This is a genomic window from Salinivibrio sp. IB282, assembly GCF_001995685.1.
Classification (GTDB): domain Bacteria; phylum Pseudomonadota; class Gammaproteobacteria; order Enterobacterales; family Vibrionaceae; genus Salinivibrio; species Salinivibrio kushneri.
Window position 1 is genome coordinate 1 of the sequence record NZ_MUET01000003.1, and the last position, 24,777, is coordinate 24,777.

The window sequence follows — 24,777 nt, forward strand, 5'->3', positions numbered from 1 at the left end:
GCTACAACCTTGGCGCTATCAAGAAAAACGGCAAGTCCAAGAGCTGGCATTTCATTACCAAGACCCACAGCGCCCTATTGATACCGTCAGTCATTTGGTAATGAACATGCAGCATTATGCGCCAACCGATCTTCTGTACGGCGACTACATGATGACAGGGTTCGATCGCCACCAGATTCAAGCCATGCTGCAACATATGAGCGTCGATAACCTTCGCGTGATGCTGGTTGCCAAAGGGCAACATTACGATCAGCGCGCCGATTGGTATCACACGCCTTACGCGGTGAAACGGTTTTCTGCGCAACAAATTGCCAAATGGAAAACGGATTACATTTCACCGGCACTGACACTGCCTGACCCCAACCCGTATATTGCTGATGCCCTGCACCCAATAGCTATCGAGCAAGACGCCAGTGAGGAACCAAGCTTAATTGAAGAGCTGCCTGGCTTTCGCCTCTGGCATGGCCAAGAGTCACACTTTAGCGTGCCCAAAGGCCATATCTATATCGCCATCGATAGCCCACATGCCGTGGCGACGGTGAAAAACATTGTCATGACCCGCTTAAGTGTCGAAATGTTACTCGAAGCCCTGAATGAGCAAGCCTATCAGGCTGAAATTGCGGGAATAAATTACAATTTATACGCGCACCAAGGTGGGGTGACGCTGACACTTAGTGGCTTCAATGACAAACAGCCGCTATTGCTCGAACTTATCTTGAAAACCTTCTCTCAGCGCAGTTTCAACCCTGAGCGCTTCGAGACCATAAAAGCGCAGCTGCAACGCAGCTGGGAAAACGCAGAAAAGAACAAGCCGCTGAGCCAATTATATAACAGCATGACCGGGCTACTTCAGCCTAATAACCCACCGTACCACGCCCTTTTAGCGGCATTGGACACGGTGACCCTGAGTGACTTACCTGACTTTGTCGATGCCATGCTCGCCACCTTGCATGTCGATATGTTTGTGTATGGTAATTGGCACCGCCATCATGCCAAAGCCTTAGCGGAAACAGTGAAAGATAGCCTGCGTGTTAAGAACCAAGTGTATCAAGAATCTGTGCGCCCACTGATGTTGCTCAAAGATGTTGGCACCGTGAGTGTGGAACGAGCACTCTCCCACCCCGAATCGGCACTGTTGGTCTATTACCAAAGTCCATCCACCGATCCTCAGGCAGTGGCAACCTACACATTGGCCAACCACCTGATGTCCGCAACCTTTTTTAACGAGTTGCGCACCAAGCAGCAACTAGGTTACATGGTCGGTGCCAACAACTTACCGCTAAACCGCCACCCTGGACTCATTTTTTATGTCCAGTCCCCCATGGCAGGTCCTAACCAGTTAATGGCAGCGATTGATGATTTTCTGAATGCCTTTTTCATGGTGCTGTTGGAAATGACAGAAGCGCGCTGGCAAAGCAGTAAACAAAGCTTATTGGCGCAAGTGAGAGAGCCGGATAATAACCTGCGCGCCCGCGCTCAACGTTACTGGATCAGTATTGGCAACAAAGACTATCAATACCAACGTCGCGAGCAGGTTGCGGAGGCGATGGCGACACTCAGCCGCGCGGATATGGTGCGGTTTGTGGTCAACACACTCAAACCGAGAACCGCAGATAGGTTAGTGATGCACAGTTGCGGGACCGACCATCAACAAGACGCGCACTTAGATGGGACCTATCCGATTGCGGACATCGCAGCCTTCCGCGCGTTATGTCAGCGTAGTGAAGACTGAGCGCCCCGCAAACAGAAAGGGCAGCCACTGGCTGCCCTTGTATCTTCCACTTGCGTTGCCTTACCCCTCGGGATAAAACACCTGTCCCTCTTTGGCCATCACGGTTAAACGCTCACAGGGTGCAAAGCGCTCACCATAACGATTTTGATGCTCGTTGAGCAAGTTGACCACACGGTCGATGCCGATATGGTCCATATAGCGGAAAGGTCCACCCAAGAACGGCGGGAAACCGATACCAAAAATCGCACCGATATCACCGTCACGCGCAGAGCGAATCACGCCCTCATCGAGGCAGCGAGCCGCTTCATTGAGCATCATTAACGCACAACGTTGCGCCACCTCATGACCGGACAACTGGGCGTTTAGGGTGATATTCAGCAAGCTATAAACTTTCTTATCCACCTGCTTGGCCTTGCTGCCTTTTTTGCTGGCATCGTAGCGATAGAAGCCCTTACCTGTTTTACGTCCTTTGCGGTCGTCATTCAGCAGCACATTGAAGACATCTGGCGCTTCAAAACGCTCACCCAGCTCTTGCGTCAGGATAGGCGCTATCTTAGCGCCAATATCAATGCCCACCTCATCAAGCAAAGTGATTGGCCCAACAGGGAAACCAAAGTCCAATAGCGCGGTATCGATATGTTCAATCGTTTCGCCTGCCAACAACACACGCGCGGCCTCATTCATATAAGGGGCAAGGATCCGGTTAACGTAAAAGCCTGCGCTATCACCCACTACAATCGGCGTTTTACCTTGCTGACGCGCCAGCTTAACCACAGTCGAAATCGTCTGATCACTGGTGTTTTTATGGGGGATCACCTCCACCAGCGGCATTTTTTCGACCGGGCTAAAATAGTGCAAGCCCACAATGTTTTCTGGACGCTGGCTTCCTTCAGCGATTTGATGAATCGGTAATGACGAGGTATTGGTAGCAAAAATAGCGTCGTTACCTGTGATTGATTCCATCTCCTCGACCATGCGGTGTTTGAGCGATAAATCTTCAAATACCGCTTCGATCACCACATCCGAGTTAGAGAGGGTTGTCGCCTGTGTATCACCCGATAGCTGCATCATGGTGGCTTGCAACTCGGCTTTGCTAAGCTGTTTGCGCTTGCGCTTTTTGTTCAGCAATTTGTAGCTATACCGCAGCGCATTCAATATGCCATCTTCGCTCACATCTTTCACGCGTACCGGGTAACCGGCCTTCGCGACCGAAACATGCGCGATCCCGGCGCCCATCAAACCACCGCCAAGCACACCAATACGACTGATCTCACCCGGCTCAGCATCAGCCCCGTTTTCTTTTTTCATCGCGGTGGTGGCGAAGAAGATGCTACGTAGCGCTTTAGACTCCGGCGTCATCACCAGCTCACCAAACTGGCGTGCTTCTTCCTCAAATCCGGCTTTCAAGCCTTTATCGAGCCCCTTTTTCACCACAGATAAAATGGCATCAGCGGCGGGATAATTACCACGGGTTTTCGCTCGCGCTTTTTTGCCCGCTTGATCAAAGACGATATTACGCCCGACCGCATTGCCATTCAGCATCCAACTTTGCCAGCTACGGTGGCGTTTTGGTTTCGATTTCTGCGCCAGCTGCTCGGCCACGTCGAGCAAAACGGTATCCGGCACACAATCATCCACCACACCCAGCTTTTTCGCTTTTTTGGCGCGTAACTGTTTGCCGGTTAGCATCATATCCAGTGCGTCTGGCACGCCGATAAGACGTGGCAGTCGCTGTGTACCGCCCGACCCGGGCAATAAGCCTAATTGTACTTCTGGCAGACCAAGGCGAGTTTTATCCCAGTCGGTGGCCACACGGCTGTGACAGGCCAGCGCGAGTTCAAGCCCACCACCTAAGCAAGGACCATGAATCGCCGCCACCACGTGAAATGGCAGCGTCTCAATGCGTGAAAATAAAGCCTGACCTTGCGCGGCAATATCGCGGGCTTGCTCGGCGCTGTCACAGGCTTCAAGCATGCGCACGTCCGCACCGGCCACAAAGTTATCGGGTTTACCCGAGTGAATCACTAGCCCTTTGACGTTTTTATCATTTTCGAGTTGGTCTAATACCGCGGAAACGCCCTCGACAAAGCTTGCCTGCAGGGTATTCATGCTCTCACCCGGCACATCTATGGTCAGCCAGGCGATTTGGTTATCAGCAACCGTTAAATGAAAGGCTTGTTGGGTTTCTGTGGTCATTATTCTGCCTCCAAGATCATTGCTGCGCCTAGACCACCTGCTGCACAGGCTGTGTTCAATGCTAAACCGCCGCCACGACGTTTTAATTCACGTAAGGTTTGGGTGATCATCCGTGCACCTGTCGCGGCAAAGGGGTGACCATAGGCGATTGACCCCCCTAACACGTTGAATTTATCCATATCGATGTCACCAATCGCACGGTCACGGTTTAAATGCTCACGCGCAAAGGTATCAGAGGCGAACATTTTCACATTAGACAAGGTTTGCGCGGCGAACGCCTCGTGCATATCAATCAAGGTTAAATCCGCGAGAGAAATACCCGCGCGGTCAAGCGCAAGTGGTGTGGCATAAGAAGGGCCCATCAGCATGTCTTTTTCCACCCCGATGGCGGAGAACGCATACGAGCGAATGTAACCGAGCACCTCAAGCCCTAATGCTTTCGCACGACTTTCTGGCATCATCAATACCGCAGCTGCACCGTCGGTAAGCGGCGTGCTATTCGCTGCCGTGACCGAGCCATGCTTGCGGTCGAAAGCAGGCCGCAGCTTGGCGTAGTCTTCTAGCGTGGAGTCAGGACGCAGGTTATTATCTTGTGCAATCCAGGCTTTGTAGGGCTCGGGATAGGCAGTCATCACTTCATCACTGAGCAGGCCTTCATCCCAGGCTTTGCTCGCCAGTTGGTGCGAGCGCAGCGCCAGCGCATCTTGCTCTTTACGTGGGATCTGATGCGACTTTGCCATTTGCTCGGCCGTTTGCCCCATGCTCAGCCCCGTCGAATATTCAGCCACCGCAGGCGGAACCGGTGCCAGATCTTTCACTGAAAGCTTACTGAGCAGCTTTAATCGCTTGCTCATGGTTTTCGCTTTGCTTAAATCCAATAATGTCCGCGCCAGTTTTTTGCTGACGCCGATGGGTAATACAGATGATGAATCCGCGCCACCAGCAATCCCCACCTGAATGTTGCCTGCGACCATGCTCTCTGCCACATTGGCGACCGCTTGAAAGCTGGTCGCACAGGCACGTGTGACACTGTAGGCATCGGTGTGGATATCCATGCCGGTACCCAGCACGATTTCGCGAGCGATGTTTGGCGCTTCAGGCATTTGCACTACCTGTCCAAACACCACTTGATCAATTTCTTTCGGGGAAATACTGCTTCGGTTGAGCATCTCTTGTACCACCATTTTGCCGAGATCGACCGCTGGCACATCAGTATAAGCGGTTGATTGGCGGGCAAAGGGTGTGCGTAGCCCAGACACAATAGCAATGCGATCACCATTGCTGGTTTTGAGGTGTTGCTGAGACGTCATCACTGCTCCTTAGGATGTTCTACAGGTCTGACCACGAGTGTAACCAAATTGTTACCAGCTTAAAACATCCGTTTTAATTGAATGGTAAGATTGCCAACAGGCGCACAGATCCGCTCCCCGTGTCACCACAATGGTTCATGGTAAACAAACGAAGAAGCAAAAAGAAAAATAAAAAAAAGGGGCCTTGCGCGAACGCAGGCCCCAAAATATTGGAAAGCAAAACGATAATCTGGGAAGTGTGCAGTGCTTTTCCCGCACCCAGATCCGAACAGAAAGTCATATCATTCAAAAAGGAAACGCCGTTCACTCAACCTCACGAGTGTCGACACATGGCCGATAACGACAGGAGTCACTTTACCGACTTGCGGTGTTTTAATATTGAAACAGATCAAACTTGTGCCGATTTTTCACCTAAGATGAAATAAAGTGACAAATCACTCGGTCTCTATAGACTGATGCAATCCATGGATAAAGGCTCATCCGGTATGACCCGACAAGCACGATACGAGGCATTGGTGCGCGCATGGCATCGTGACCTCTACCGCTATGCCTACTGGTTAGCAAAAGATCCGCATATCGCGGAAGATTTGGTGCAAGAAACCTGCTTACGCGCTTGGCGCTCGTTAGACAGCTTGCAAGATGACAAGGCAGCCAAAGCCTGGCTCATCACCATTTTGCGCCGAGAGAATGCAAGACGCTTCGAACGTAAGCAGTTTGACCATGTGGACGTTGACGATGGCGAACTGGAAGACAAAACCCGCCCCAGCGAAGAAGCGTCCATGGAGCAGCGCTGGCTACACCGACAAATTGCCGCGTTATCACCGGAATATCGTGAGCCCTTGGTCTTGCAGGTGATTGCCGGCTTTAGTGGCGACGAAATCGCCCAAATCTTGGACTTAAACAAAAACACGGTGATGACTCGCCTCTTTCGCGCTCGCGCTCAACTTAAAGAAGCACTGGACACCACCGCAACTTCAGGAGGCCAACAGTATGGACGATCTTGAATTTCGCCGCCGCCTACTTGCAGACCCTTATGATACCGATCCTGAGTTGCAAGCCGCCAAGGCCGAGTCTGAACGTCACCAAAGCTATGCGGACGATATCGCAGAGTTGGACAGCAAAATCGACCAGGCGCTTCGTGTGGAGGTACCGGAAGATTTGGCCGATAAAATTTTGTTTTCGCAAACCACCGATGTGGAACAAGGAGTCAAACGCCCGCGCTGGCATCTCGCCATTGCCGCCTCGATTGCCTTTGTGTTTGGTATTGCACTTGGTCAGTTTAACTGGGGGCACGCGACGCTGGACCTTAATCAAACGGCATTAGCGCACTATTATCACGAACATGCCTTTATAGAAGGCATTAACGAAGGGGCAACCATTGAGCAAGTCAATGCTAAACTACAGCCGTTTGGCAAAGCTTTTAATGCGCTCCCCGGCGAGGTCACTTACATCAACCATTGTAGTTTTGGGGATCAACATGCGTTGCACATGGTCATGGAGAGTGATGGACAAGCGTATACAGTGTTTGTAGTCCCGTCTGCCAGTCAGGCGCCCGCGCAGAAAAGTGACGGAAAAATGCAAGCCGTCAGCCGCCCCGTGCAATCGGCGAGCGTGATTGTGGTCGGTGAGGCGAAAAGCCCCGCCGCCCCCATTGCCGAGCAACTGCAACAGCAACTCACGCCCCAAGCGATCTAGCCACTCATTGTGCGCCCTCTCGGTAGACAGAGAGGGCGCGCGCTGCGATTTTTCCTTCCGTACCAATGACTTTTCGCCTAGTAATGTGTAACAGCTGTTCGCTGAATTCATCCCTCGTCGCTTAAATGCTCGCCAACCCAATAGATAAAAATACTAATAATTCTATTTTTATTGTTTCATTATTTTGTTTTTACCCTTTATCGTAGCGATAAATTGATTTACGCACGCGAGCTTTTACTCTAGGCCTCCCTTTATACAGCGAACAAGTAAGCAGATGAAAAATAATAAGATCGTTTATCTTGCCGTCGCCACCGCGCTCGGCTCTCTTTCCACCACCGCACACAGTGCCGGTTTTCAGCTCGCAGAAACCTCAGCAACCGGCCTTGGCCGCGCTTTCGCAGGGGAAGCAGCAATGGCGGATAACGCCAGTGCGCAATTTCGTAACCCTGCGCTATTAAGCTACCTTGCCGATACGCAAGTATCAGCCGGTGGCATCTACGTGAACCCCAATGTTGATATTGATGGCGAAAACTCTCAGCACGGCCAAACCTCAACCAATGATGTTGCCCATGATGCCGTGATCCCTAATTTCTATTTTGCCCATCAAATCGACGATCGCTTTACCGCAGGCCTGGCTCTCGCGACCAACTTTGGCATGGAAACCGATTTGGGCAATGACTTTACCGGTACCCAGTTTGGTAACGAAGCGGCGGTGACCACCTTTGAAATCAACCCTAATGTCGCTTGGAAAGCCACCGAGCAATTACGCCTCGGCGCCGGTATCCGCTATGTGTTGGGAGAAGGGAGTATTGGCGCGCAAGCGAACACAATGGGCTCTATCAAGCCTATTCCGGCGGGATCGACTTTAAAATATATGGAAGGGGATGATCGTGCATGGGGTTGGCAATTAGGTGCCGTGTACGACATCAATGACAAGCACCGTATCGGCATTAACTATCGCTCTGAAGTCGACCTTACACTTGACGGTCACGCGGAAGGAAAGAGCTTTGATCAAATAGCAAAAAAGACACTGAAGCAACCAACAAAGTCGACCTATGGCGGAAGCATGGATCTCACCCTCCCCGCGACGGCTGAGCTATCATCCCTGCATCAACTCACTGAGCAGTGGGCGGTACACACCAGCATCAACTGGACCAAATGGAGCAGCTTTGACAAGTTAGAAGCCGATATCCCCTACCTCAATGGCGCTCAAGAGGTGAAAGTAGAAAACTGGGAAGATAACTATCGCTTGGCCATCGGCACCACTTATCAGTGGGATCAAAAACTGACGTTGCGCTCAGGCGTTGCCTATGACACCTCGGCAGTAAGCGATAAAAACCGTACCCTGACCATCCCAGAAACTGACCGTACCTGGTTAAGCGTGGGTGCCGGCTATGAGGTAACCCCCAAACTCACCCTAGATGCGGCTTTTACCTATGTGTTTGCCAAAGATGCCCCGGTGAAAGAGCCGCGTGATGGCATCAACTCTGAGTCAGAGAAAAAAGCAGAAGCTAACTTTGGTAATTTTGAAGGCGAGACCACAGGTAATGTGTGGTTAGTTGGCGTACAAGCCAGCTATCGTTTCTAAGCATCACGCCTTGTCTAACAAAAACACCACGGCTTTGGCCGTGGTGTTTTTTTATCGCGTTTTACCCGACCCGTTTACGCTGATTTACGGGGCGGCATCGATATCATCGATAAAGTCATCGAGAAACGCATCATCCAAAGCGGGTTGTTGCTCCAATGCCTCGTCCCCTTTGGCGCGATAGCGGCGATTTTGCAGATAAGCCTCACGCGCAAACGCATAAGGGTCTGGCGAGTTGTCCAATTGCGACTCCTGAGACACTAACGCGGCGCGCGACTCCATCCCATCAAACATCCATTTTAAAACCGACTGCGGCAGGGTAAGTAACGCCAGCGGCGGGTACAGGCCATCAACGACTTCGCCCGCGCCTTCTCGCACTGAGGTAGGCCCATAACCAGGCAGCATAATATACGCGCCCGTGCCCACATCATAGTGACCGATGGCATCACCAAATTCGCGCTGATCATATTTTTGAATATCAGCCGCTGACGCGATGTCAATCAAGCCACCCAACCCAAACAAGGTGTTGATCCAAAAGCGGTTAAAATGGGTCGCGGCTTTCTCGCCTTCCAGCATGATCAAACTATTCAACATGCTGGCGGGCTCTTCGAGGTTGCCCAAAAAATTAGAAATCCCAGTGCGCATGGGGCTTGGCACGTAATCAACATAAGCGATTGAAACAGGACGCGCCACATAGGGATCCAGATAGTCGTAGTTGACCGTCCACATTGCACGGTTAAAGCCTTCTAGCGGGWCTTCTGGGTGCGGCTCGGCACCTGGCGGACGTGATACACAACCAGATAACAGGCCGAGTACCGCCACCATCAAACACAGACGTTTCCACATCAAATGGGATTCCTCTATACAATGAAAGGCTGGGAATGCCCAGCCTTGTTAACAATGATAACTATTTTGTCTTGGTTATTGCTGTTTGTCGATAACCAGTTCTGCGTGGCTGCCTAGACGCACCGCATCACTTTGCCCGACCCAGTCACCTTCTTTGGTGCCCACGTCGCCATCTTGGTCAATCCGCGCCCGAATCACTACCTTATCGTGCGAGGATAACGCCTGGTTAGGATTCAAGCTGTCAGTGTCTGCCAAGTCCACAGATAAGGGAAACTTAGATAACGGTAGGCGCTTAGCCGCGATTGGCATCGGTGAGTCGGCCGAGGCATGCGCGGAAATAATCACCACACCATCCTCGGGTAACTGCACTTGCTGATCCAATACCACTGTTACCGCGACTTTCGCGCCATCGGCGCTGTTGAGGGCTAGGTTGGCGCGCGCAATCGACTGATCTAACGTTTGATTACGCGGATCGTCACTGCCTATCAAAGTTTTCATCGCCTTCCACGTGGCAATAGCATCTTGATATCGCCCTTGCTCGAACGCTTGATAAGCGAGCAAAGACATCGCCTGTAGATTAAAGGGATCCGCTTTCACCACAGATTTTAATAAATTCTGCGCCCGGGCACTGTCTGCTTCATCACCGGCAAACAACAAGGCTTGCGCCAGCCCGACTTGAATATCAGGCTGTGAAGGTGCCAAGGCATAGGCTTTCTCCATCGCCCCTTTTGCGGTCTCTCCGTCTCGGTTTGCTAGCCCAATTCGTCCCAGCAACAACCAACCGGTGCTGTCTTGCGGCTCATGCTGCAACCGGGTCCGCAACGCCAAAGTAAGATCTTGCATCTCTTGTTTGGTTAATGGCTTCTCACCCTCAAGTAGTCGCTTTGATAGCTCTGGCAACTGTTTGGCGGTTTGCTGCCACTGCGCCACTTGATTGGCACTGCCCTCAATGCCATACAAGCCAAAGCTGACCACGGCTAACACAACCAAACCTGGCACCCACTGCATCGGGGTCAGACGCAAATGACGCGCTTGCTTGGCTTTCTCTTTTTCTGGGATATCATCCAGCAATGACTGCTGCAGATCCTGCCTCAGATCACGCGTGTTATCGATTAAGCCTTCGGCACTTTCCGCTTCAATTTCTTCTACACGATCAAAGTAAAAGGCTTTGTTGAGTGCATCACGGCTACCTTGATGATCGTGCTCACTTTTTTGCCAAAGGGGCCACAAAAACATCATTGCGCCAAGGACAAAAAACACCAAGGTCGCGCCCCAAAACTCAATCATTTTGGCTCCTTATCTTGCTGGGTTGACGCATGCTCAGATGACGCCGGTTGTTCCGCTTGTTCATCGATGCTCGTCGCTGACGAGCCGTTTGACGACGCATCGGTTTGTTCTGGCGATGACAACAGCGCATCGAGTCGTTGCTGCTCTTCATCGCTCAGGGCGTGATTGACGGTCTGCTTAGCGCGACGGCTGCGCACTATCACCACCCCCACGCCAGAAATCAGCACCAACGCCGGCGCAAGCCACAAAATGAGCGTTGATGCGGTGACAGGCGGGTTGTACGTTACAAAGTTGCCGTAACGCGCAACCATAAAGCTGCGAATTTCCTCATCCGTCCGCCCTTGCTGCAGCATTTGGTGCACTTTTTGGCGTAAATCCTGCGCAAGCTCCGCGTTGGAGTCGGCAATGCTGTTATTTTGACACTTGGGGCAACGCAGCTCACTGGTCAGGGTGCGAAAACGGGCTTCTTGCTCGGCAGAGTCGAACTTATAAACGTCAATCGCGTTGGCAAATGCCAAGCTTGCGGTCAGCCACAACGCGCCAAGCAGGATCAGTCGCTTCATTTGTCAGCCCCCTTCAATGCATCAAATTTTGGCTTGAGGGTCTCTTGCCAATTACGTGCATTCACATCACCCACGTGTCGGTACTGAATCACGCCGTTGGCATCAATCAAAAAGGTTTCCGGTGCGCCATAGACACCGAGATCCAGCCCTAACATCCCATCACCATCATATAAACTGATCTGGTAAGGGTTACCCAGGTTGTTTAGCCATTTGATTGCTTTTTGCCGATCATCTTTGTAATTGAGTCCGATGATTTTCACCCCTTGCGCCGCCAGTTTGTTCAAAAACTGGTGCTCTGCATAGCAGGTCGGACACCAGGTGGCCCATACGTTGAGCAGCAGTGGCTCGCCCGCGAAAATGGCTTGGTCATACTCCTTGCTCGGGGTTTGTAGATCCTCAAGGTGAAAAGCGGGCACAGGCTTGCCCACTAATACTGACTCTAACTTGGTCGGATCATCCCCTTTGGCGTTGTTGTCGAGTTGAGCGACAAAAAAGCCCGCCAGTGCCGCAAACGCCAAGAGTGGCAGAAACCAAAGTAACTTCTTCATACGCTGGCCTCCTGCTTGGGTGCCTGCTTGCGACGAAACCGGTAGCGCTTATCGCTGATCGCTAACGCACCACCCAATGCCATGACAATGGCACCGAACCAAATCCAGCGCACAAAGGGTTTGTAGTAAAGTCGCATTGCCCATGAGCCATCAGGCAGCTCTTCTCCCATGGCAATATAGAGATCACGGGTGAAGCCGCGATCAATCGTGGCTTCTGTCATCATCGAGCGCTGCACGGAATAGAACCGCTTTTCGGCATCCAAATGGTTGATAAAGGTATCACCACGGTATACATCAAACGAGGCCACGTAACCTTGGTAGTTGGGCCCTTGCTTGTCTGATAAGTCGGTAAACTCAAAGGTATACCCTTGCAAAGTCACACTGCTGCCCGGCGCCATTTTGACATCTCGCTCAATGTCATAATTCTCAACCATTGCCACCCCGATAATGGTGATCGCAAGGCCGATATGACCCAGCACCATGGCCCAATGGCTGCGCCCCAGTTTTTTAATCCCTACCGTAAAGGCATGACGATGGGTAGCACGCAAGTGAAGCTCATAGCCATGCAGGAAGGTGATCCATAGCGCCATGGTTACGCCCATTGCCGCCATCGCTTTGAAACTGTCCGCTAAGATTGCGATGGCACCGACGCCTAGAGTAACAGCCGCAATCCCACTCACGAGCATCGGTTTGGCTAAGGTTGACAGCTTGTCGCGCTTCCAGCGAATCAAAGGTCCAATGCCGAGGAAAAAGGCAAACGGTAGCATCAGCCACGCAAACAGGAAGTTAAAGAAGGGCTCGCCAATCGACACTGAGCCAAGGCCCAACTGCTTGTGCACAAGCGGCAATAAGGTACCAATCAAGACAATCACAAGCGCGGTCATCAACAAGGTATTGTTAACCAACAAGGCGTTCTCACGAGAAATGAACGACACTTTGGTTCGCCCTTTGATCTCGGAGGCACGCAGTGCATAGAGCAACAGTGAGCCACCAATCACCACCACAAGAAAGCCAAGAATGAACAGGCCACGCGCCGGATCGGAGGCGAACGAATGCACCGATACCAGCACCCCGGAGCGCACCAAGAATGTCCCTAATAAGCTAAGAGAGAACGCAGAAATGGCGAGTAGTACCGTCCACGCTTTAAAGGTGCCACGCTTTTCTGTCACCGCTAAAGAGTGCATCAAAGCGGTTCCCGCCAGCCAAGGCATAAATGAGGCGTTTTCGACCGGATCCCAGAACCACCAGCCGCCCCAGCCAAGCTCGTAATAGGCCCACCAAGAGCCGAGCGCAATGCCTAAGGTTAAAAAAAGCCATGCAGCCGTGGTCCAAGGACGCGACCAACGCGCCCACGCGGTATCTAAGCGTCCCGCGAGCAATGAGCCAATGGCGAAAGCAAAGGCGACCGAAAAACCTACATACCCCATGTACAAAATAGGTGGATGCACAATGAGCCCAGGATCTTGCAACAATGGGTTCAAATCACGGCCATCAACAGGGAAGTATGGCAGAGTGCGGTCAAACGGGTTCGAAGTCAGGATAATAAACAACAAAAAGCCGACCGATATCATGCCCATCACGGCGAGCACACGCGCGACTGACGATAACGGCATACCGCGGCTAAATACCGCCACCGCCACGGTCCAAAGCGCCTGAATCAGCACCCACAGTAACAGTGAGCCCTCGTGCGCCCCCCAAACTGCGGTTAAGCGATAGTACCAAGGCAAGGCACTATTGGAATTACTGGCGACATAGGCCACCGTAAAGTCATTGGTATAAAACGCCCAACTTAACGCAATAAAAGAAAACAGCAGCATGGCAAACATCCCTAAAGAAAGAGGACGCGCCATTTTCATCATTCCTTCATGGCCCTGATTGGCACCATAAAGCGGATAAAAACTCAATAACAGCGCTAATCCCAACGCCAGGATCAACGCGTAATGCCCGAGCTCAACAATCATAACTGACTACCTTGTTTTTGCTCCTCTGTGTATTCAAGCGGCTGATGATTCTTTTCCATCGCCTCGGCAATTTCGGGCGGCATATACTCTTCATCATGCTTAGCCAGTACCTCACTGGCTTTTACCGTGCGTGAGTCAACCAATACCCCCTGAGCCACAATACCTTGCCCCTCGCGAAAAAGGTCCGGCAAAATGCCCTCGTAGGTCACGGTGACCGCTGGGCCCACATCAGCGACGTCAAACTGAATAAGCAACGACTCTTGGTCGCGTTTCACCGAGCCTTCCACCACCATGCCGCCAATTCTTAAGCGCTGACCGACTTCCGGCTTGCTTCCATCCGGCTTACCTTGCACGATTTCGGTCGGTGTGTAGAACAGATCCATATTTTGGTTTAAGGCATACAAGACCAGGCCGATAGTGGTCGAGACACCAATTAGCAACGCTAAAGTGATCCACAACCGTTTTTTGCGTCGAGGCGTCATAATGTGTTCTCCAGTGCTTGTGCATCTTTTATTCGCTGCTCACGGGCGATTTGTTGTTTGACCGCTTGCAGGCGTTTTTTATGTGTACGCCGGTAACCCATGATGAGGGCCAACATGGCCGCCGCGGTGATACCGAATGCGCTCCATACATAGGCGGCATAGCCTCCCATCGCTAAAAACGCACTAAAACTCTCAAAATGCATTAGTTACCCTCCGCCAAAGCGCGCACCCAAGGCCGATGAGACTCTCTTAAGAGAATTTGATTTCGCAGTCCCATCAAGGTCAAGGCGACAAAAAAGCACGCAAAGCCGAGTAAGCACACCAGTAGGGGCCAAAGCATGCCAGGATCGATTGAAGGTCGAGCGAATTTGGTAATAGTGGCGCCTTGATGCAAGGTGTTCCACCACTCAACAGAGAAATGGATGATAGGCAGGTTAATCACGCCCACCATCGCTAAGATCCCCGCGGCTTGTGAGGCCGTGCGCGCATCGTCAAACGCGTTATACAAAGCCATGACGCCAATATAGAGGAACAATAGAATTAACTCAGACGTGAGGCGTGCATCCCACACCCACCAAGCGCCCCACATCGGCTTACCCCAAATCGCGCCTGTCACTAGGGCAATAAAGGTAAACACCGCACCGACCGGCGCGATCGCTCCCACCGCCCAATCGGCCATCTTTAACTGCCAAACACGGCCAATAAATGCGGAGATCGCCATCGACATATAGGCGCCCATCGACCAAATGGCGGCGGGAACATGAATATAGATAATGCGAAAACTATCGCCTTGTTGGTAGTCTGCTGGCGCGAAGGCTAAGCCCCAAACCATGCCCACAACCAAGCTCAGGCCTGCTAACACAGCAAACCAAGGGAGGAGTTTTCCACACAGCCGGTAGCTCACTTCCGGCTTTGCGTAAGGGTGAAGCCACTTCCACATGACAATTGCTCTACTTCCTGATTAATTATTAGTTCACGCTCACACGCAACGCGGCGGCGATAGCAAAGGGGGCCAAGGTGACGGACCCAGCCAACATGGCACCAAGGATCGCCAGCTGTCCATTGATGTCTGCACCGAATCCCGCCATATCAATCGCTGAGGTGGCAAAAATCAGTACAGGAATATAAAGCGGGAGGATCAGCAAGCTCAGAAGAACGCCTCCCTTCCGCAGCCCTACTGTCAGAGCAACCCCAATCGCACCGACAAAACTTAATGTTGGGGTACCCAACAATAAAGTCATGACCACCGCTTGATACTGGGTGGCATCGAGTGACAGTAATAACGCCAACACCGGGCTGACTAACAATAAAGGCAAACCGGTCAGTAACCAGTGTGCGATGACTTTCGCGATCACTAACAGTGGTAAGGGGACGGGCATCAGCATCATTTGCTCAAGTGACCCATCCAGGTAATCGTCCCGGAACAAACGCTCCAATGACAGCAGCGCAGAGAGTAACGCCGCGACCCAAATAATGCCGGGAGCGATGGTCTGCAATAACTGGGGACCTGGCCCAACACCGAGCGGAAACAAGGTGATCACAATAATAAAAAACCACAAAGGATTCAGACTATCAGCCGGCTGGCGAAAAGCGACTTTTAGCTCTCGGCGAACAATCAACCACATTGCTTTGATCATTGCGCCCCCAACTGAATACGACGTAATAGCGGGTGATCCACAAACATGTCTTGGTGAGTGGTAAATAGCACCATCCCGCCTTGTTGCACATGCCGCTCAAACACAGCTTCAAGCACCTTTACCCCTTGTTTATCAATCGCTGTCAGCGGCTCATCGAGAATCCACAATCGCCGCTCACTTAACCAAAGTCGCGCGAGGGCAACGCGCCGATTTTGTCCCGCAGATAGCTGCCCCGCAGGAATATCCTCTCGCCCCGCCAAACCGACTTTGGCAAGCGCTTGCCAAATGGCATCATGATCACACCGCCCATGCATTTGCAGATAGTAAGCCAGGTTTTCGAAGGCAGTAAGCTCGCGCTTAACCCCTGTGGTGTGGCCTAAAAATAGGAGATCGCGATAAAATGCGTCGCGTTGTTGGGTGATCGCCTGCTGCTGCCAACAGACCTCGCCACTGTCCGCGAGCCCCAGACCCGCGATAATTCGCAATAACGTGGTTTTGCCTGCTCCGTTTGGGCCTTCTACCTGAACAAGATCACCGGGAGACAGAGAGAATGTCAGCGCATCAAACAACACTCGGTCATCACGAACACAGCAAAGCTGTTTCACTTCCAACATGACAAATGTTGCATCCTGCTTGTGTTACAAAAGTGGACGCATAGTACCACAATGGTCAAAATGACTGTTAGTTACTACAGGGTTGCAAAGTGTGACTCGCGTAAATAATTGTGAGAAACCATGAAGATTGCCCCAACGAATCCACAACAACTGGTGATAAAACCGGCTAGCTTAGCCTCACAGTCCCCGTCACCCATCGATGGACGTGCGCTGTTGCAGGCACAATTCACTCTGATACATACCAAGGCCAGCACGGGGTTGACCGATGTGTTAGCCCAGTTACATTTGTTGCCTGCATTGACTGCCACCATGAGACAACAACCCGCGTCGACGCAAACGTTAATGCAATCACTGCTTAGCGCTTGGACGCTCCCCACTTCCGGTCAGCAACAGGCACCCCATTCAGACACCATTACCCAATGGCTCGCGCAGCGCCCCGCCGATAAGTTGCTTACCACATTGCTCAAGCAATGGCTTTCGTCTCAGTCAGAGGGGGATAATATGACGGGTGCCTTAAGACTGATGGCCGAGCAAAGAGTCGCTGAGTCATCACGCCCCGGCGAGTGGCAATGGGTTTTACCCTTTTCTGATCCACAGCGTCCGCCCGTTCGCGTCACAGCACGCAAACAAACCGGACAATCGGCGTCTCCCTCGGCGGATAGGGTGCAGTGGCAAGTTCGACTTTACCTTCCTGTCGGCCATCAGTTTGTCCGCGCAGATTTATCGCTATCAAAGGAGGAAAGGGCGCTGACACTGACCGCACCGACCGCTAGGCTTAAACAACGGATTCATCAAACACTTGATTGGCTCAATGAACGGCTTACCCATCAAGCGATTGCCTTAGATATCGACATCAATGAAGACATCGACGAAACCGGGCCCGTGTCTGAGGGTGACGTGCCAGCCGCTGGTATTTCCATGAGGGTTTAATGATGAAAGATAAAAAACGCGCGGTCGCGCTTGGGTATGATGGCTACCATGCCCCCAAAGTCAAAGCGAAAGCCACGGATCAACTGGCGATGGAGCTGATTGAGGCCTTGAGTGAGCAAGGTGCACTGATTCATCAAGATGCCCATTTGCTCGCCTGGCTAGAGCGACTGGATAAAGATGATGAGATCCCACCTGAACTCTATCGAGTGATTGCCGAGTTAATTGCTTACGCTTGGGTATTGGAGGGAAAGACCCCACCAGGTTGGCAGGGACACACACCGATAGATACGTTGGTGTAGGATAGCTTAGCGGTTAGCGCTGCTGGTTGGCAGCTTGTCGCTTACGCAGATTAAGCAGCAATTCAGCCTCTGCTTTGGGAAGATCACACTCTTGCATTAACTCGTCAACATCCGCACCTAAATCAACCATTTTACTGGCTCGACTATAGAGGCGGCTTTCCGAATCTTGCATTTCCAGCTCAACATGCTTTTCTAACAGCTCATCCACACTGGCAGATAAATCGGCGAGCTTCTGCCCCATCCCCATGCTACCCGCTCGCAATTCATTGAATTGCTTCGCCAGACTGTCATGGCGTTGGCGCGCACTTTTGAGCACGGTTTCCATTGCTTGGAGTTTATTCTCTAGCCGCTGTCTGGCACGCTTTTCTGCGCGAAGGCACCATAAAGCAACGATGGCAAACACCACCGTCACAGCAACGGGCGACCACGTCAGCACAAGCTCCATCATTACAGCATGGCCATCTCATTCCACTCTTCGTCGGTCAACAGCTTGTTGAGATCAACCAAGATTAGCAGTTCGCCATTGCGGTTACTGACGCCTTGAATAAATTTAGCGCTTTCTTCTGTTCCCACACTTGGCGTGGTATCAATTTCCGATGTTTTTAGATACACCACTTCCGCGACGCTATCGACCATAATACCGATCACCTGCGTCTCAGCTTCGATAACTATCACGCGCGTGTTGTCAGTGACGTCGGCTGACGCCAAACCAAAACGTGAACGCGTATCAATCACAGTGACGACATTGCCACGCAAGTTAATGATACCCAATACATAGTCAGGGGCGCCCGGAACGGGTGCAATTTCGGTGTAACGCAGCACTTCACGCACCTGCATCACATTAATGCCGTAGGTCTCTTCTTCAAGCTGAAAAGTAACCCACTGCAACACCTCGTCATTGACGCCTTCTTTTTGAATTTCAGCTACCTGAGACATTGATTTTCCTCTTTACGCGCTGTGTAACTAGTTATTACGCCATCGCCTTGGCGTCAATCCCCTGATTTAACATAGCAATAAATGCTTGAACATGGATCAGAGCACACATTTTTTCTTTGACCATGCCTGCGAGCCAAGGCCGCTTTCCCGCTTGTTTTCGCCAGCGAATCGCTTTACCACTGAGCGCTTGGGTACCGAGCAATTGATCACATGCCAGTCCCCACTTACTATCGCCCAGAATCACAATATAATTATAGTCGTCCCTGTGCTGATTATCTGCCAGTTTTTCTGGCATCACCCAGCGTGCTGTATCGACGACATCAAGCTGTTGTTGCTTTTCTGTCTGTAATCCTAGATACCAATCTGGTCGACCGATAAGACGGTTGCATTCGCCAAGCTGATGGATACCGCCCAATTCGGCCAAAGGCACCGCATAGGTTACCCCCATACTCTCGAAGAATAATACCTGAAACTCTGCCTCGGTTTCAGCATTTTCCCATTGAGTGGGGGGCAGATCGTCACCGGCTTGCGTGTCGGCTTCAGCCTCGTCGTGAATCTGCTCTGCTTGTACCGTCTCTTCAACGGCCTCAGTATCAAGTTCGGGGACAGCTTGTTCTGCTTCTACCGCGACATCGACGTACGCCTCGGTCTCGGTCTCGGTCTCGGTCTCGGTCTCGGTCTCGGTCTCGGTCTCGGTCTCGGTCTCGGTCTCGGTCTCGGTCTCGGTCTCGGTCTCGGTCTCGGTCTCGGTCTCGGTAAGAGTTTCTACCTCTGGGACCGCCTCGTCTACCTCAACCTGCTCCTCAACATCCAGGCCCCAATCTGCCAGGGTATAGGTTTCAGTGGTTGGCTCCTGTGCTTGATCCACAACAGGATCAACAACCTGCTCGACCGTCTCTTGGCCTACGTCTTCCTGGGTCTGAGTGGCTGTTTTCGCTTCCAGCTCCGCCTCTTCATCCACTTTCAGTTGCGCAAGCAACCGCTCGACTTCCGCCAAGTCACGTTCCGGCTCAGCATACGCGACCGGCTCAGGTGTTCCCGCGTCCATAACAGGCTGTGGCTGCAGCTGCGGCGCCTGCTCATCAAGATACGATGCAGACGACACCTGCGGTTTATCGTGCTCAGGCTCTCCAAGCTGCTCGCTTGGTTGTGCCACTTCGCCTAAATCATCCAGCAGAGCCTCAAAGTAATCGTCGAGCGCTTGACCACTGGATAGGGCGTTATGCTTGTTCATCCTGCTCCAGTCGCTCCAAATAGGTTAATAGAGTTTTGTAGGCAAACACACCGCGGCAATTTTTCGCGTAGAATGATGCGGGCATATGCTTTAAGCTCGCATCCCGAAACTTGGTGTCGATGGGCACGGCTGACGCCCAGACCTGGTCGCTATAGCGAATTTTAAGCTCCTGCAGCGTTTCCAACGATGCCCGCGTACGCTTGTCATACATGGTTGGAATGATAGTAAGATTAAAGTCAGCGCTACGAGACTTTTGCATGATCTGTAACGTGCGCATCATACGCTCTAACCCTTTCATCGCCAAAAACTCGGTCTGAACCGGGATCAGCACACGGTGGCTGGCCGCTAGGGCATTGACCATCATCACGCCCAAAATCGGTGGGCAGTCGATCAACACATAGTCATAATCATCGGCCAACGCATCCAGCGCTTTTTTCAATACCAGTCCCATGCCACCCCGGTTGCCCATTACACGGTCCAAGGTAGCCAGCGACATATGCGCTGGAATTAAGTCCATGTTTTCAAACTGCGTTTTGACGATAAGTGGCTGCACCGTCTCTTTATTGACGGTCTGTAATTGAAACAAATCAAATAAGCTAGCGGGTAACTGCTCTGAATCAAAGTTCAAATAGGTCGAGAGCGAGGCGTGTGGATCCGTATCCACCAGCAGGACACGTTTCTTACGCTCACTGATCAATCCTGCCAATGTCACCGTGGTGGTTGTCTTACCAACACCGCCCTTTTGGTTGGCGATACTCCAGACTATCAAGCCCCACTCCTTATTTTAAATTTAGCTCAACCAATATGCGTTCAGCGATCCTCTCCAGCGGTAAGTCTTCCGACGATATCCCCGCTTTCGCCACGGCTTGCGGCATGCCATAAACCACGCAGCTTTCCTCATCTTGCGCCCAGATGGTGGCACCGGCGCTTTTTAGCATCCGCGCCCCTTCTCGGCCATCCGCTCCCATCCCCGTTAACACCATGGACAAGACTTTATCGCCATATATTTTGGCGGCAGAGCCAAAGGTCACATCAACACAGGGTTTGTAATTCATTCGCTCGCCGCCATCTAAAATTTTTAGGCGTGCGGCCCCCGGCCTGCCATCAATCATCATCTGCATCCCACCTGGCGCCAAGTACGCGTGCCCGGGCTTGAGGGTGTCACCATCTTTCGCTTCGACGACCGTAATTTTGCTCAGCCCATTGAGGCGCTGTGCAAATGCCGATGTAAATGTCGCCGGCATGTGTTGAATCAAAATAATCGGCAGCGGAAAGTTAGCGGGCAATTTGGTGAGTACTTTTTGCAGCGCAACAGGCCCCCCAGTCGACGTGCCAATTGCCATCACTTGGTAACGTTTCCCTGTCGCGGTAAATCGCGCTGGCGCCTTGGACGACGAACTCGTCCCCACCGCGGGGCGTGACGCTGGGCGCGCGGGCGTACGTACACCGCCCGCTGGCGACACTGTTTGCCCAGTACTGCTAGTGGACGCTGGACGTGTGGCGCGTCGAAGTACCGGCCGTTTACGCGCAATTTCGAGTACGCGCTGTTGCAGTAAACTGGTCGCTTCTTCGCGGTTACGAGCGATATCCTCGAACTTTTTAGGAAGAAAATCGAGCGCGCCGGCCTCAAGCGCATCCAACGTGGCTTTCGCCCCGTCATGCGTCAGCGATGAAAACATTAGAATCGGTGTTGGCGTTTGCGCCATGATTTGACGCACCGCCGAGATACCATCGAGTACTGGCATCTCCACATCCATAGTGACTACATCTGGCTTCAGTTGCGCGGTTTTTTCTACAGCCTCTTTACCATTTACCGCGCTATCAATGACCTCCATTCTCGGGTCGGCATTGATGATTTCACTCACGCGGCGACGGAAGAAGCTGGAGTCATCTACCACCAATACTTTTACTGCCATGGGCGTCCTTTTCTCAAATTAACCTGCGTAGTGTTTCAACAGGTTGGGCACATCCAGAATTAATGCAATGTGGCCATCACTGGTGATGGTGGCCCCTGCCATTCCGGGTGTTCCTTGAAGTAGTTCGTCAAGCGGCTTGATGACCACTTCCTCTTGACCAAACAAGGTGTCTACTACAAACGCAATGCGTTGATGCGCGATTTGCACGATCACCACGTGGCCTTTGGTTTTATCGATATCGGTTGCGCTTCTGCACAACCAATCTTGCAAGAAGAAAATCGGGATGGCTTTGTCTCGAACAATCAAGGTAAGCTGCCCATCCACCGTGTTGGTTTTGGACATGTCCAAGCTGATAATTTCACTGACATTCGACAGCGGGAAGGCAAACGGATTTTCACCAACGCCTACCATCAAGGTTGGCAATATCGCCAGCGTCAATGGCACCTTGATTTCCAAGACTGTCCCTCGACCTAACTCAGAGTCGATATTAATGGAACCGTTGAGCTTGGTGATGCCAGTTTTAACCACATCCATTCCCACACCCCGGCCAGAGATATCAGAGACTTCTGTCTTGGTCGAGAACCCGGGCGCAAAAATCAGGTTGTAGGCTTCATTATTCGTGAGGCGTGCCGCCGCTTCTGCATCAAGTACACCGCGCTCAACCGCGATGCTCTTTAACTTCTCAGCATCCATGCCTCCCCCATCATCAGCGATGGTGAGGAGAATATGGTCCCCTTCCTGCGACGCTTTTAGGGTGATAGTACCGACTCGAGGTTTGCCTGCTTTCTCGCGTTCATCAGGCATTTCAATACCGTGATCCACCGAGTTACGCACTAAGTGGACCATAGGATCCGCTAGGGCCTCGACCAGGTTTTTATCTAGATCGGTCTCTTCGCCCTGCATTTCCAAGACAATTTCTTTTTTCAAGCTACGCGATAAATCACGCACCACTCGGGGAAAGCGGCCAAATACTTTTTTGATTGGCTGCATACGCGTTTTCATCACCGCGCCTTGCAAGTCGGCGGTGACCACGTCTAGGTTGGTGACCGCTTTGGCCATGCTTTCATCATTGCTGCTTTGCCCCAGACTCACTAAGCGGTTACGCACCAATACCAATTCACCGACCATATTCATAATGCCGTCAAGCGTGGAGGTATTGACTCGCACGGTTTGCTCTTGCTGAGGCGCGGCTGGTGGCTTTTTCTCTGGCGCTTTTTCTGCCGCCGCAGGGGCTTTGCCGCCTGCGCCTGCACTTTTCGGTGTGCTTTCTTTGGCTGGTTCTGGCTTGCTCGCTTTTTTAGCTGGGGCGGCAGGTTCAGGTTTAGGCTCAGGCTTAGCTTGCGCATCTACCTTGTCGGCATCCGCTTTCGCTTTATCCGCTTCTGCAGCGGGCCCTTTGCCTTTACCATGCAAATCATCCAAGAGCTTTTCAAACTCGTCATCATCAATCAGCTCATCACTACCTGACTGTGAGGCCGACGTTGACGCATCAGACGCCGCGGGGGCCGCGGGGGCCGATTCCTCTCCCTCACTTGGCGAGGCAGCAGGCCCTTTACCTGCACCGTGCAAGTCATCTAGCAGCTTTTCGAACTCATCGTCGGTAATATCGCCGCTGTCAGCCTCGGTACTTTCTACCACTTCAGGCTTTTCTGATGATTGGGTGTCAGACGCTGTGGGGGCTTTTCCCTCACCATGGAGCTGATCGAGCAGTTTGTCGAATTCATCTTGGGTGATCTCATCCACGGAGTCGCCACTGATCGCACCGTCATCCTGACTCGCTGCGTCACTGGCGGGCGTCTCAGGTTCTGGCTCGGGATCGGGTTCAGGGGCTGACGCTTCTGCCGCCGCTTCATCTTCACTGGCAGGCTTGGCATAGCGGTGAAGAGCTTCGAGCAAGGCGCCATCGGCTGGCACAGGCTCTTCGCGGTTTTGTACCGCAGCGAATTGATCATTCACGGTATCCAGTGCCTGCAAAATGGTATCCATCACATCCGATGTCAACTCACGTCCGTGATTACGCAAGTTATCAAAGACGTTTTCAGCACCGTGGCACGTATCGACCAACGCATTTAAGCCAAGAAAGCCCGCGCCACCTTTTACGGTGTGGAAGCCGCGAAAAATACTATTTAGTAAGTCTGCGTCATCAGGGGCACGCTCCAAATCGACCAGCTGCTCAGACATCTGCTCGAGGATCTCTCCCGCTTCAATCAAAAAGTCCTGAAGGATTTCTTCATCCATCTCAAAGCTCATAGCGCACCTCTAAAAACCCAAACTCGATAATAAATCGTCAACATCATCTTGGCTGTGAACCACGTCATCGCGCTCTTCAGGGTGAATCACAGGACCCTCAGGGGCTGACTTATCGGTGGTATCATCTACTTTTTTCGCCGATGCTGCGTCAATCGCAGCGCTCTCCATGCCAAAGGCCGTCAGTATTTCAACCAGCTGTTGCTCAACTTCTTGCACCAATTCAATCACGCGCCGAATCACTTGGCCGGTTAAGTCTTGAAAGTCTTGTGCCATGAGGATTTCAGTCAGGTGCGCGTGCAATTCCGTCGCGCCCCCTTCTACTTGGGTCAATAGTTCGTCAATGTTGTGGCACAATGACTTGAACTCATCCAAGGCAATCTCACCGCGCATCAGGCTGTTCCAGTTGGGGCGAACGGCTTGCAAGTTGTCTTGTAGCTCGCTCGCGATTGGCATGGTTCGTTCAACCGAATCCATGGTTTTGTTGGCGGCCAATTCGGTTTTCTGCATGACATACGTGAGCCTGTCGCGAGCGTCAGGGATATCCACGTTGGCCAAATCACTCACTCTTGGATCCAAACGAAAGTCAGTAATCGAGTCATGTAATTGGCGGGTGAGCTTTCCCACTTCATTAAACAGTGGGTCACGCGCTTCTTTCGCTATCTCGGTAAGAAGCGTATTAGCGTTATCTTGCTCTCCGTTTTCAAGATACGCGACCAATTGTTTCGCTTGGTCCAGATTGATCATGGCGGTTCCTTC

The 24,777-nt window shown here is 52.0% G+C and carries 24 protein-coding genes and 1 pseudogene; 6 read left to right on the top strand and 19 right to left on the bottom strand.

Annotated features, from left to right (window positions below):
* Window positions 1–1,732, top strand: a 1,732-nt coding sequence (locus tag BZG14_RS01120) for an insulinase family protein (RefSeq protein WP_198531994.1), incomplete at its 5' end; no start/stop codon positions are given.
* A gap of 60 nt (window positions 1,733–1,792) precedes the next feature.
* Here BZG14_RS01120 and fadJ read toward each other — a convergent pair.
* Together fadJ and fadI are read right to left on the bottom strand one after the other, a co-directional pair.
* Entirely contained in the window at window positions 1,793–3,928 is a 2,136-nt protein-coding gene (fadJ, locus tag BZG14_RS01125) for a fatty acid oxidation complex subunit alpha FadJ (protein ID WP_077607727.1), read from the bottom strand.
* The gene (gene fadI / locus BZG14_RS01130; protein ID WP_069360728.1) at window positions 3,928–5,238 is read right to left on the bottom strand and encodes an acetyl-CoA C-acyltransferase FadI; all 1,311 of its coding nucleotides are present in this window, start codon (window positions 5,236–5,238) and stop codon (window positions 3,928–3,930) included. Before fadI ends, fadJ begins: the two co-directional genes overlap by 1 nt.
* 464 nt (window positions 5,239–5,702) lie before the next feature.
* Between fadI and BZG14_RS01135 the strand changes: the two genes are divergently transcribed.
* From BZG14_RS01135 to BZG14_RS01145, 3 genes are all read left to right on the top strand, one after another.
* Window positions 5,703–6,242: a sigma-70 family RNA polymerase sigma factor gene (locus BZG14_RS01135; RefSeq protein ID WP_077650170.1), complete on the top strand. Its 540-nt coding sequence runs from the start codon at window positions 5,703–5,705 to the stop codon at window positions 6,240–6,242.
* Window positions 6,229–6,933, top strand: a complete 705-nt coding sequence (locus BZG14_RS01140) for a DUF3379 family protein (protein ID WP_077607728.1) — start codon at window positions 6,229–6,231, stop codon at window positions 6,931–6,933. The genes BZG14_RS01135 and BZG14_RS01140 overlap by 14 nt, the downstream gene beginning before the upstream one ends.
* Before the next feature lie 274 nt (window positions 6,934–7,207).
* The gene (locus tag BZG14_RS01145; protein WP_077607729.1) at window positions 7,208–8,521 is read left to right on the top strand and encodes an outer membrane protein transport protein; all 1,314 of its coding nucleotides are present in this window, start codon (window positions 7,208–7,210) and stop codon (window positions 8,519–8,521) included.
* Between the two features lie 84 nt (window positions 8,522–8,605).
* Here BZG14_RS01145 and BZG14_RS01150 read toward each other — a convergent pair whose 3' ends face one another.
* The 10 genes and pseudogenes from BZG14_RS01150 to ccmA all read right to left on the bottom strand — a co-directional run bounded on the left by BZG14_RS01150 (window position 8,606) and on the right by ccmA (window position 16,456).
* Window positions 8,606–9,364, bottom strand: a complete 759-nt coding sequence (locus BZG14_RS01150) for an MlaA family lipoprotein (protein WP_077607730.1) — start codon at window positions 9,362–9,364, stop codon at window positions 8,606–8,608.
* Window positions 9,365–9,439: 75 nt separating this feature from the next.
* Window positions 9,440–10,651: a c-type cytochrome biogenesis protein CcmI gene (gene ccmI, locus BZG14_RS01155; protein ID WP_077607731.1), complete on the bottom strand. Its 1,212-nt coding sequence runs from the start codon at window positions 10,649–10,651 to the stop codon at window positions 9,440–9,442.
* An 89-nt stretch (window positions 10,652–10,740) separates the two neighbouring features.
* Window positions 10,741–11,214: pseudogene (locus BZG14_RS01160) on the bottom strand (cytochrome c-type biogenesis protein); the annotation flags it as partial.
* Complete coding sequence (locus BZG14_RS01165; protein WP_077607733.1) at window positions 11,211–11,762, bottom strand: DsbE family thiol:disulfide interchange protein; 552 nt, start codon at window positions 11,760–11,762, stop codon at window positions 11,211–11,213. The pseudogene BZG14_RS01160 and the gene BZG14_RS01165, both read right to left, overlap by 4 nt.
* Entirely contained in the window at window positions 11,759–13,723 is a 1,965-nt protein-coding gene (locus tag BZG14_RS01170; protein WP_077607734.1) for a heme lyase CcmF/NrfE family subunit, read from the bottom strand. Before BZG14_RS01170 ends, BZG14_RS01165 begins: the two co-directional genes overlap by 4 nt.
* The gene (gene ccmE, locus BZG14_RS01175; RefSeq protein ID WP_069360737.1) at window positions 13,720–14,205 is read right to left on the bottom strand and encodes a cytochrome c maturation protein CcmE; all 486 of its coding nucleotides are present in this window, start codon (window positions 14,203–14,205) and stop codon (window positions 13,720–13,722) included. Before ccmE ends, BZG14_RS01170 begins: the two co-directional genes overlap by 4 nt.
* Window positions 14,202–14,408, bottom strand: coding sequence for a heme exporter protein CcmD (gene ccmD, locus BZG14_RS01180; RefSeq protein WP_069360738.1), 207 nt, complete (start codon window positions 14,406–14,408; stop codon window positions 14,202–14,204). Before ccmD ends, ccmE begins: the two co-directional genes overlap by 4 nt.
* Window positions 14,408–15,145: a heme ABC transporter permease gene (locus BZG14_RS01185; RefSeq protein ID WP_077484669.1), complete on the bottom strand. Its 738-nt coding sequence runs from the start codon at window positions 15,143–15,145 to the stop codon at window positions 14,408–14,410. The genes ccmD and BZG14_RS01185 overlap by 1 nt, the downstream gene beginning before the upstream one ends.
* Before the next feature lie 28 nt (window positions 15,146–15,173).
* Window positions 15,174–15,842, bottom strand: a complete 669-nt coding sequence (gene ccmB, locus BZG14_RS01190; protein WP_069360740.1) for a heme exporter protein CcmB — start codon at window positions 15,840–15,842, stop codon at window positions 15,174–15,176.
* Window positions 15,839–16,456, bottom strand: coding sequence for a cytochrome c biogenesis heme-transporting ATPase CcmA (ccmA, locus tag BZG14_RS01195; protein ID WP_077484667.1), 618 nt, complete (start codon window positions 16,454–16,456; stop codon window positions 15,839–15,841). Before ccmA ends, ccmB begins: the two co-directional genes overlap by 4 nt.
* 120 nt (window positions 16,457–16,576) lie before the next feature.
* Here ccmA and BZG14_RS01200 point away from each other — a divergent pair, with 120 nt between their 5' ends.
* Together BZG14_RS01200 and BZG14_RS01205 are read left to right on the top strand one after the other, a co-directional pair.
* Complete coding sequence (locus tag BZG14_RS01200; RefSeq protein ID WP_077607735.1) at window positions 16,577–17,386, top strand: hypothetical protein; 810 nt, start codon at window positions 16,577–16,579, stop codon at window positions 17,384–17,386.
* Complete coding sequence (locus BZG14_RS01205; RefSeq protein WP_338012765.1) at window positions 17,386–17,685, top strand: EscU/YscU/HrcU family type III secretion system export apparatus switch protein; 300 nt, start codon at window positions 17,386–17,388, stop codon at window positions 17,683–17,685. Before BZG14_RS01200 ends, BZG14_RS01205 begins: the two co-directional genes overlap by 1 nt.
* Before the next feature lie 13 nt (window positions 17,686–17,698).
* Here BZG14_RS01205 and BZG14_RS01210 read toward each other — a convergent pair whose 3' ends face one another.
* The 7 genes from BZG14_RS01210 to BZG14_RS01240 are packed head-to-tail and all read right to left on the bottom strand — an operon-like array spanning window position 17,699 to window position 24,765.
* On the bottom strand, window positions 17,699–18,133 hold the full coding sequence (locus BZG14_RS01210; RefSeq protein WP_069360744.1) for a DUF2802 domain-containing protein: 435 nt from the start codon (window positions 18,131–18,133) through the stop codon (window positions 17,699–17,701).
* A complete protein-coding gene (locus BZG14_RS01215; protein ID WP_077484663.1) occupies window positions 18,133–18,621 on the bottom strand; it encodes a chemotaxis protein CheW in 489 nt (162 codons plus the stop codon). Before BZG14_RS01215 ends, BZG14_RS01210 begins: the two co-directional genes overlap by 1 nt.
* A 34-nt stretch (window positions 18,622–18,655) precedes the next feature.
* Window positions 18,656–19,855 carry a chemotaxis protein CheW gene (locus BZG14_RS01220; RefSeq protein ID WP_077607736.1) on the bottom strand — a complete coding sequence of 400 codons (1,200 nt, stop codon included), beginning with the start codon at window positions 19,853–19,855 and terminating at the stop codon, window positions 18,656–18,658.
* A complete protein-coding gene (locus BZG14_RS01225; protein ID WP_069363177.1) occupies window positions 19,842–20,624 on the bottom strand; it encodes a ParA family protein in 783 nt (260 codons plus the stop codon). Before BZG14_RS01225 ends, BZG14_RS01220 begins: the two co-directional genes overlap by 14 nt.
* A 10-nt stretch (window positions 20,625–20,634) precedes the next feature.
* Entirely contained in the window at window positions 20,635–21,771 is a 1,137-nt protein-coding gene (locus BZG14_RS01230; RefSeq protein ID WP_077607737.1) for a protein-glutamate methylesterase/protein-glutamine glutaminase, read from the bottom strand.
* A gap of 18 nt (window positions 21,772–21,789) precedes the next feature.
* Window positions 21,790–24,021, bottom strand: coding sequence for a chemotaxis protein CheA (locus tag BZG14_RS01235; protein WP_077607738.1), 2,232 nt, complete (start codon window positions 24,019–24,021; stop codon window positions 21,790–21,792).
* 9 nt (window positions 24,022–24,030) lie between these two features.
* The gene (locus BZG14_RS01240) at window positions 24,031–24,765 is read right to left on the bottom strand and encodes a protein phosphatase CheZ (protein WP_077456365.1); all 735 of its coding nucleotides are present in this window, start codon (window positions 24,763–24,765) and stop codon (window positions 24,031–24,033) included.
* Between the last annotated feature and the right edge of the window lie 12 nt (window positions 24,766–24,777).

What these genes read in the sequence shown, in the direction of transcription:
- BZG14_RS01215 (WP_077484663.1), bottom strand. Translation starts at nt 18,621, where the DNA reads ATGTCTCAGGTAGCTGAAATTCAAAAAGAAGGCGTCAATGACGAGGTG.
- BZG14_RS01240 (WP_077456365.1), bottom strand. Translation starts at nt 24,765, where the DNA reads ATGATCAATCTGGACCAAGCGAAACAATTGGTCGCGTATCTTGAAAAC.
- BZG14_RS01220 (WP_077607736.1), bottom strand. Translation starts at nt 19,855, where the DNA reads ATGAACAAGCATAACGCCCTATCCAGTGGTCAAGCGCTCGACGATTAC.
- BZG14_RS01210 (WP_069360744.1), bottom strand. Translation starts at nt 18,133, where the DNA reads ATGATGGAGCTTGTGCTGACGTGGTCGCCCGTTGCTGTGACGGTGGTG.
- BZG14_RS01230 (WP_077607737.1), bottom strand. Translation starts at nt 21,771, where the DNA reads ATGGCAGTAAAAGTATTGGTGGTAGATGACTCCAGCTTCTTCCGTCGC.
- ccmB (WP_069360740.1), bottom strand. Translation starts at nt 15,842, where the DNA reads ATGATCAAAGCAATGTGGTTGATTGTTCGCCGAGAGCTAAAAGTCGCT.
- fadJ (WP_077607727.1), bottom strand. Translation starts at nt 3,928, where the DNA reads ATGACCACAGAAACCCAACAAGCCTTTCATTTAACGGTTGCTGATAAC.
- BZG14_RS01140 (WP_077607728.1), top strand. Translation starts at nt 6,229, where the DNA reads ATGGACGATCTTGAATTTCGCCGCCGCCTACTTGCAGACCCTTATGAT.
- ccmA (WP_077484667.1), bottom strand. Translation starts at nt 16,456, where the DNA reads ATGTTGGAAGTGAAACAGCTTTGCTGTGTTCGTGATGACCGAGTGTTG.
- BZG14_RS01235 (WP_077607738.1), bottom strand. Translation starts at nt 24,021, where the DNA reads ATGAGCTTTGAGATGGATGAAGAAATCCTTCAGGACTTTTTGATTGAA.
- fadI (WP_069360728.1), bottom strand. Translation starts at nt 5,238, where the DNA reads ATGACGTCTCAGCAACACCTCAAAACCAGCAATGGTGATCGCATTGCT.
- BZG14_RS01165 (WP_077607733.1), bottom strand. Translation starts at nt 11,762, where the DNA reads ATGAAGAAGTTACTTTGGTTTCTGCCACTCTTGGCGTTTGCGGCACTG.
- BZG14_RS01135 (WP_077650170.1), top strand. Translation starts at nt 5,703, where the DNA reads ATGGATAAAGGCTCATCCGGTATGACCCGACAAGCACGATACGAGGCA.
- ccmI (WP_077607731.1), bottom strand. Translation starts at nt 10,651, where the DNA reads ATGATTGAGTTTTGGGGCGCGACCTTGGTGTTTTTTGTCCTTGGCGCA.
- BZG14_RS01200 (WP_077607735.1), top strand. Translation starts at nt 16,577, where the DNA reads ATGAAGATTGCCCCAACGAATCCACAACAACTGGTGATAAAACCGGCT.
- ccmD (WP_069360738.1), bottom strand. Translation starts at nt 14,408, where the DNA reads ATGCATTTTGAGAGTTTTAGTGCGTTTTTAGCGATGGGAGGCTATGCC.
- BZG14_RS01185 (WP_077484669.1), bottom strand. Translation starts at nt 15,145, where the DNA reads ATGTGGAAGTGGCTTCACCCTTACGCAAAGCCGGAAGTGAGCTACCGG.
- BZG14_RS01170 (WP_077607734.1), bottom strand. Translation starts at nt 13,723, where the DNA reads ATGATTGTTGAGCTCGGGCATTACGCGTTGATCCTGGCGTTGGGATTA.
- BZG14_RS01205 (WP_338012765.1), top strand. Translation starts at nt 17,386, where the DNA reads ATGATGAAAGATAAAAAACGCGCGGTCGCGCTTGGGTATGATGGCTAC.
- BZG14_RS01145 (WP_077607729.1), top strand. Translation starts at nt 7,208, where the DNA reads ATGAAAAATAATAAGATCGTTTATCTTGCCGTCGCCACCGCGCTCGGC.
- ccmE (WP_069360737.1), bottom strand. Translation starts at nt 14,205, where the DNA reads ATGACGCCTCGACGCAAAAAACGGTTGTGGATCACTTTAGCGTTGCTA.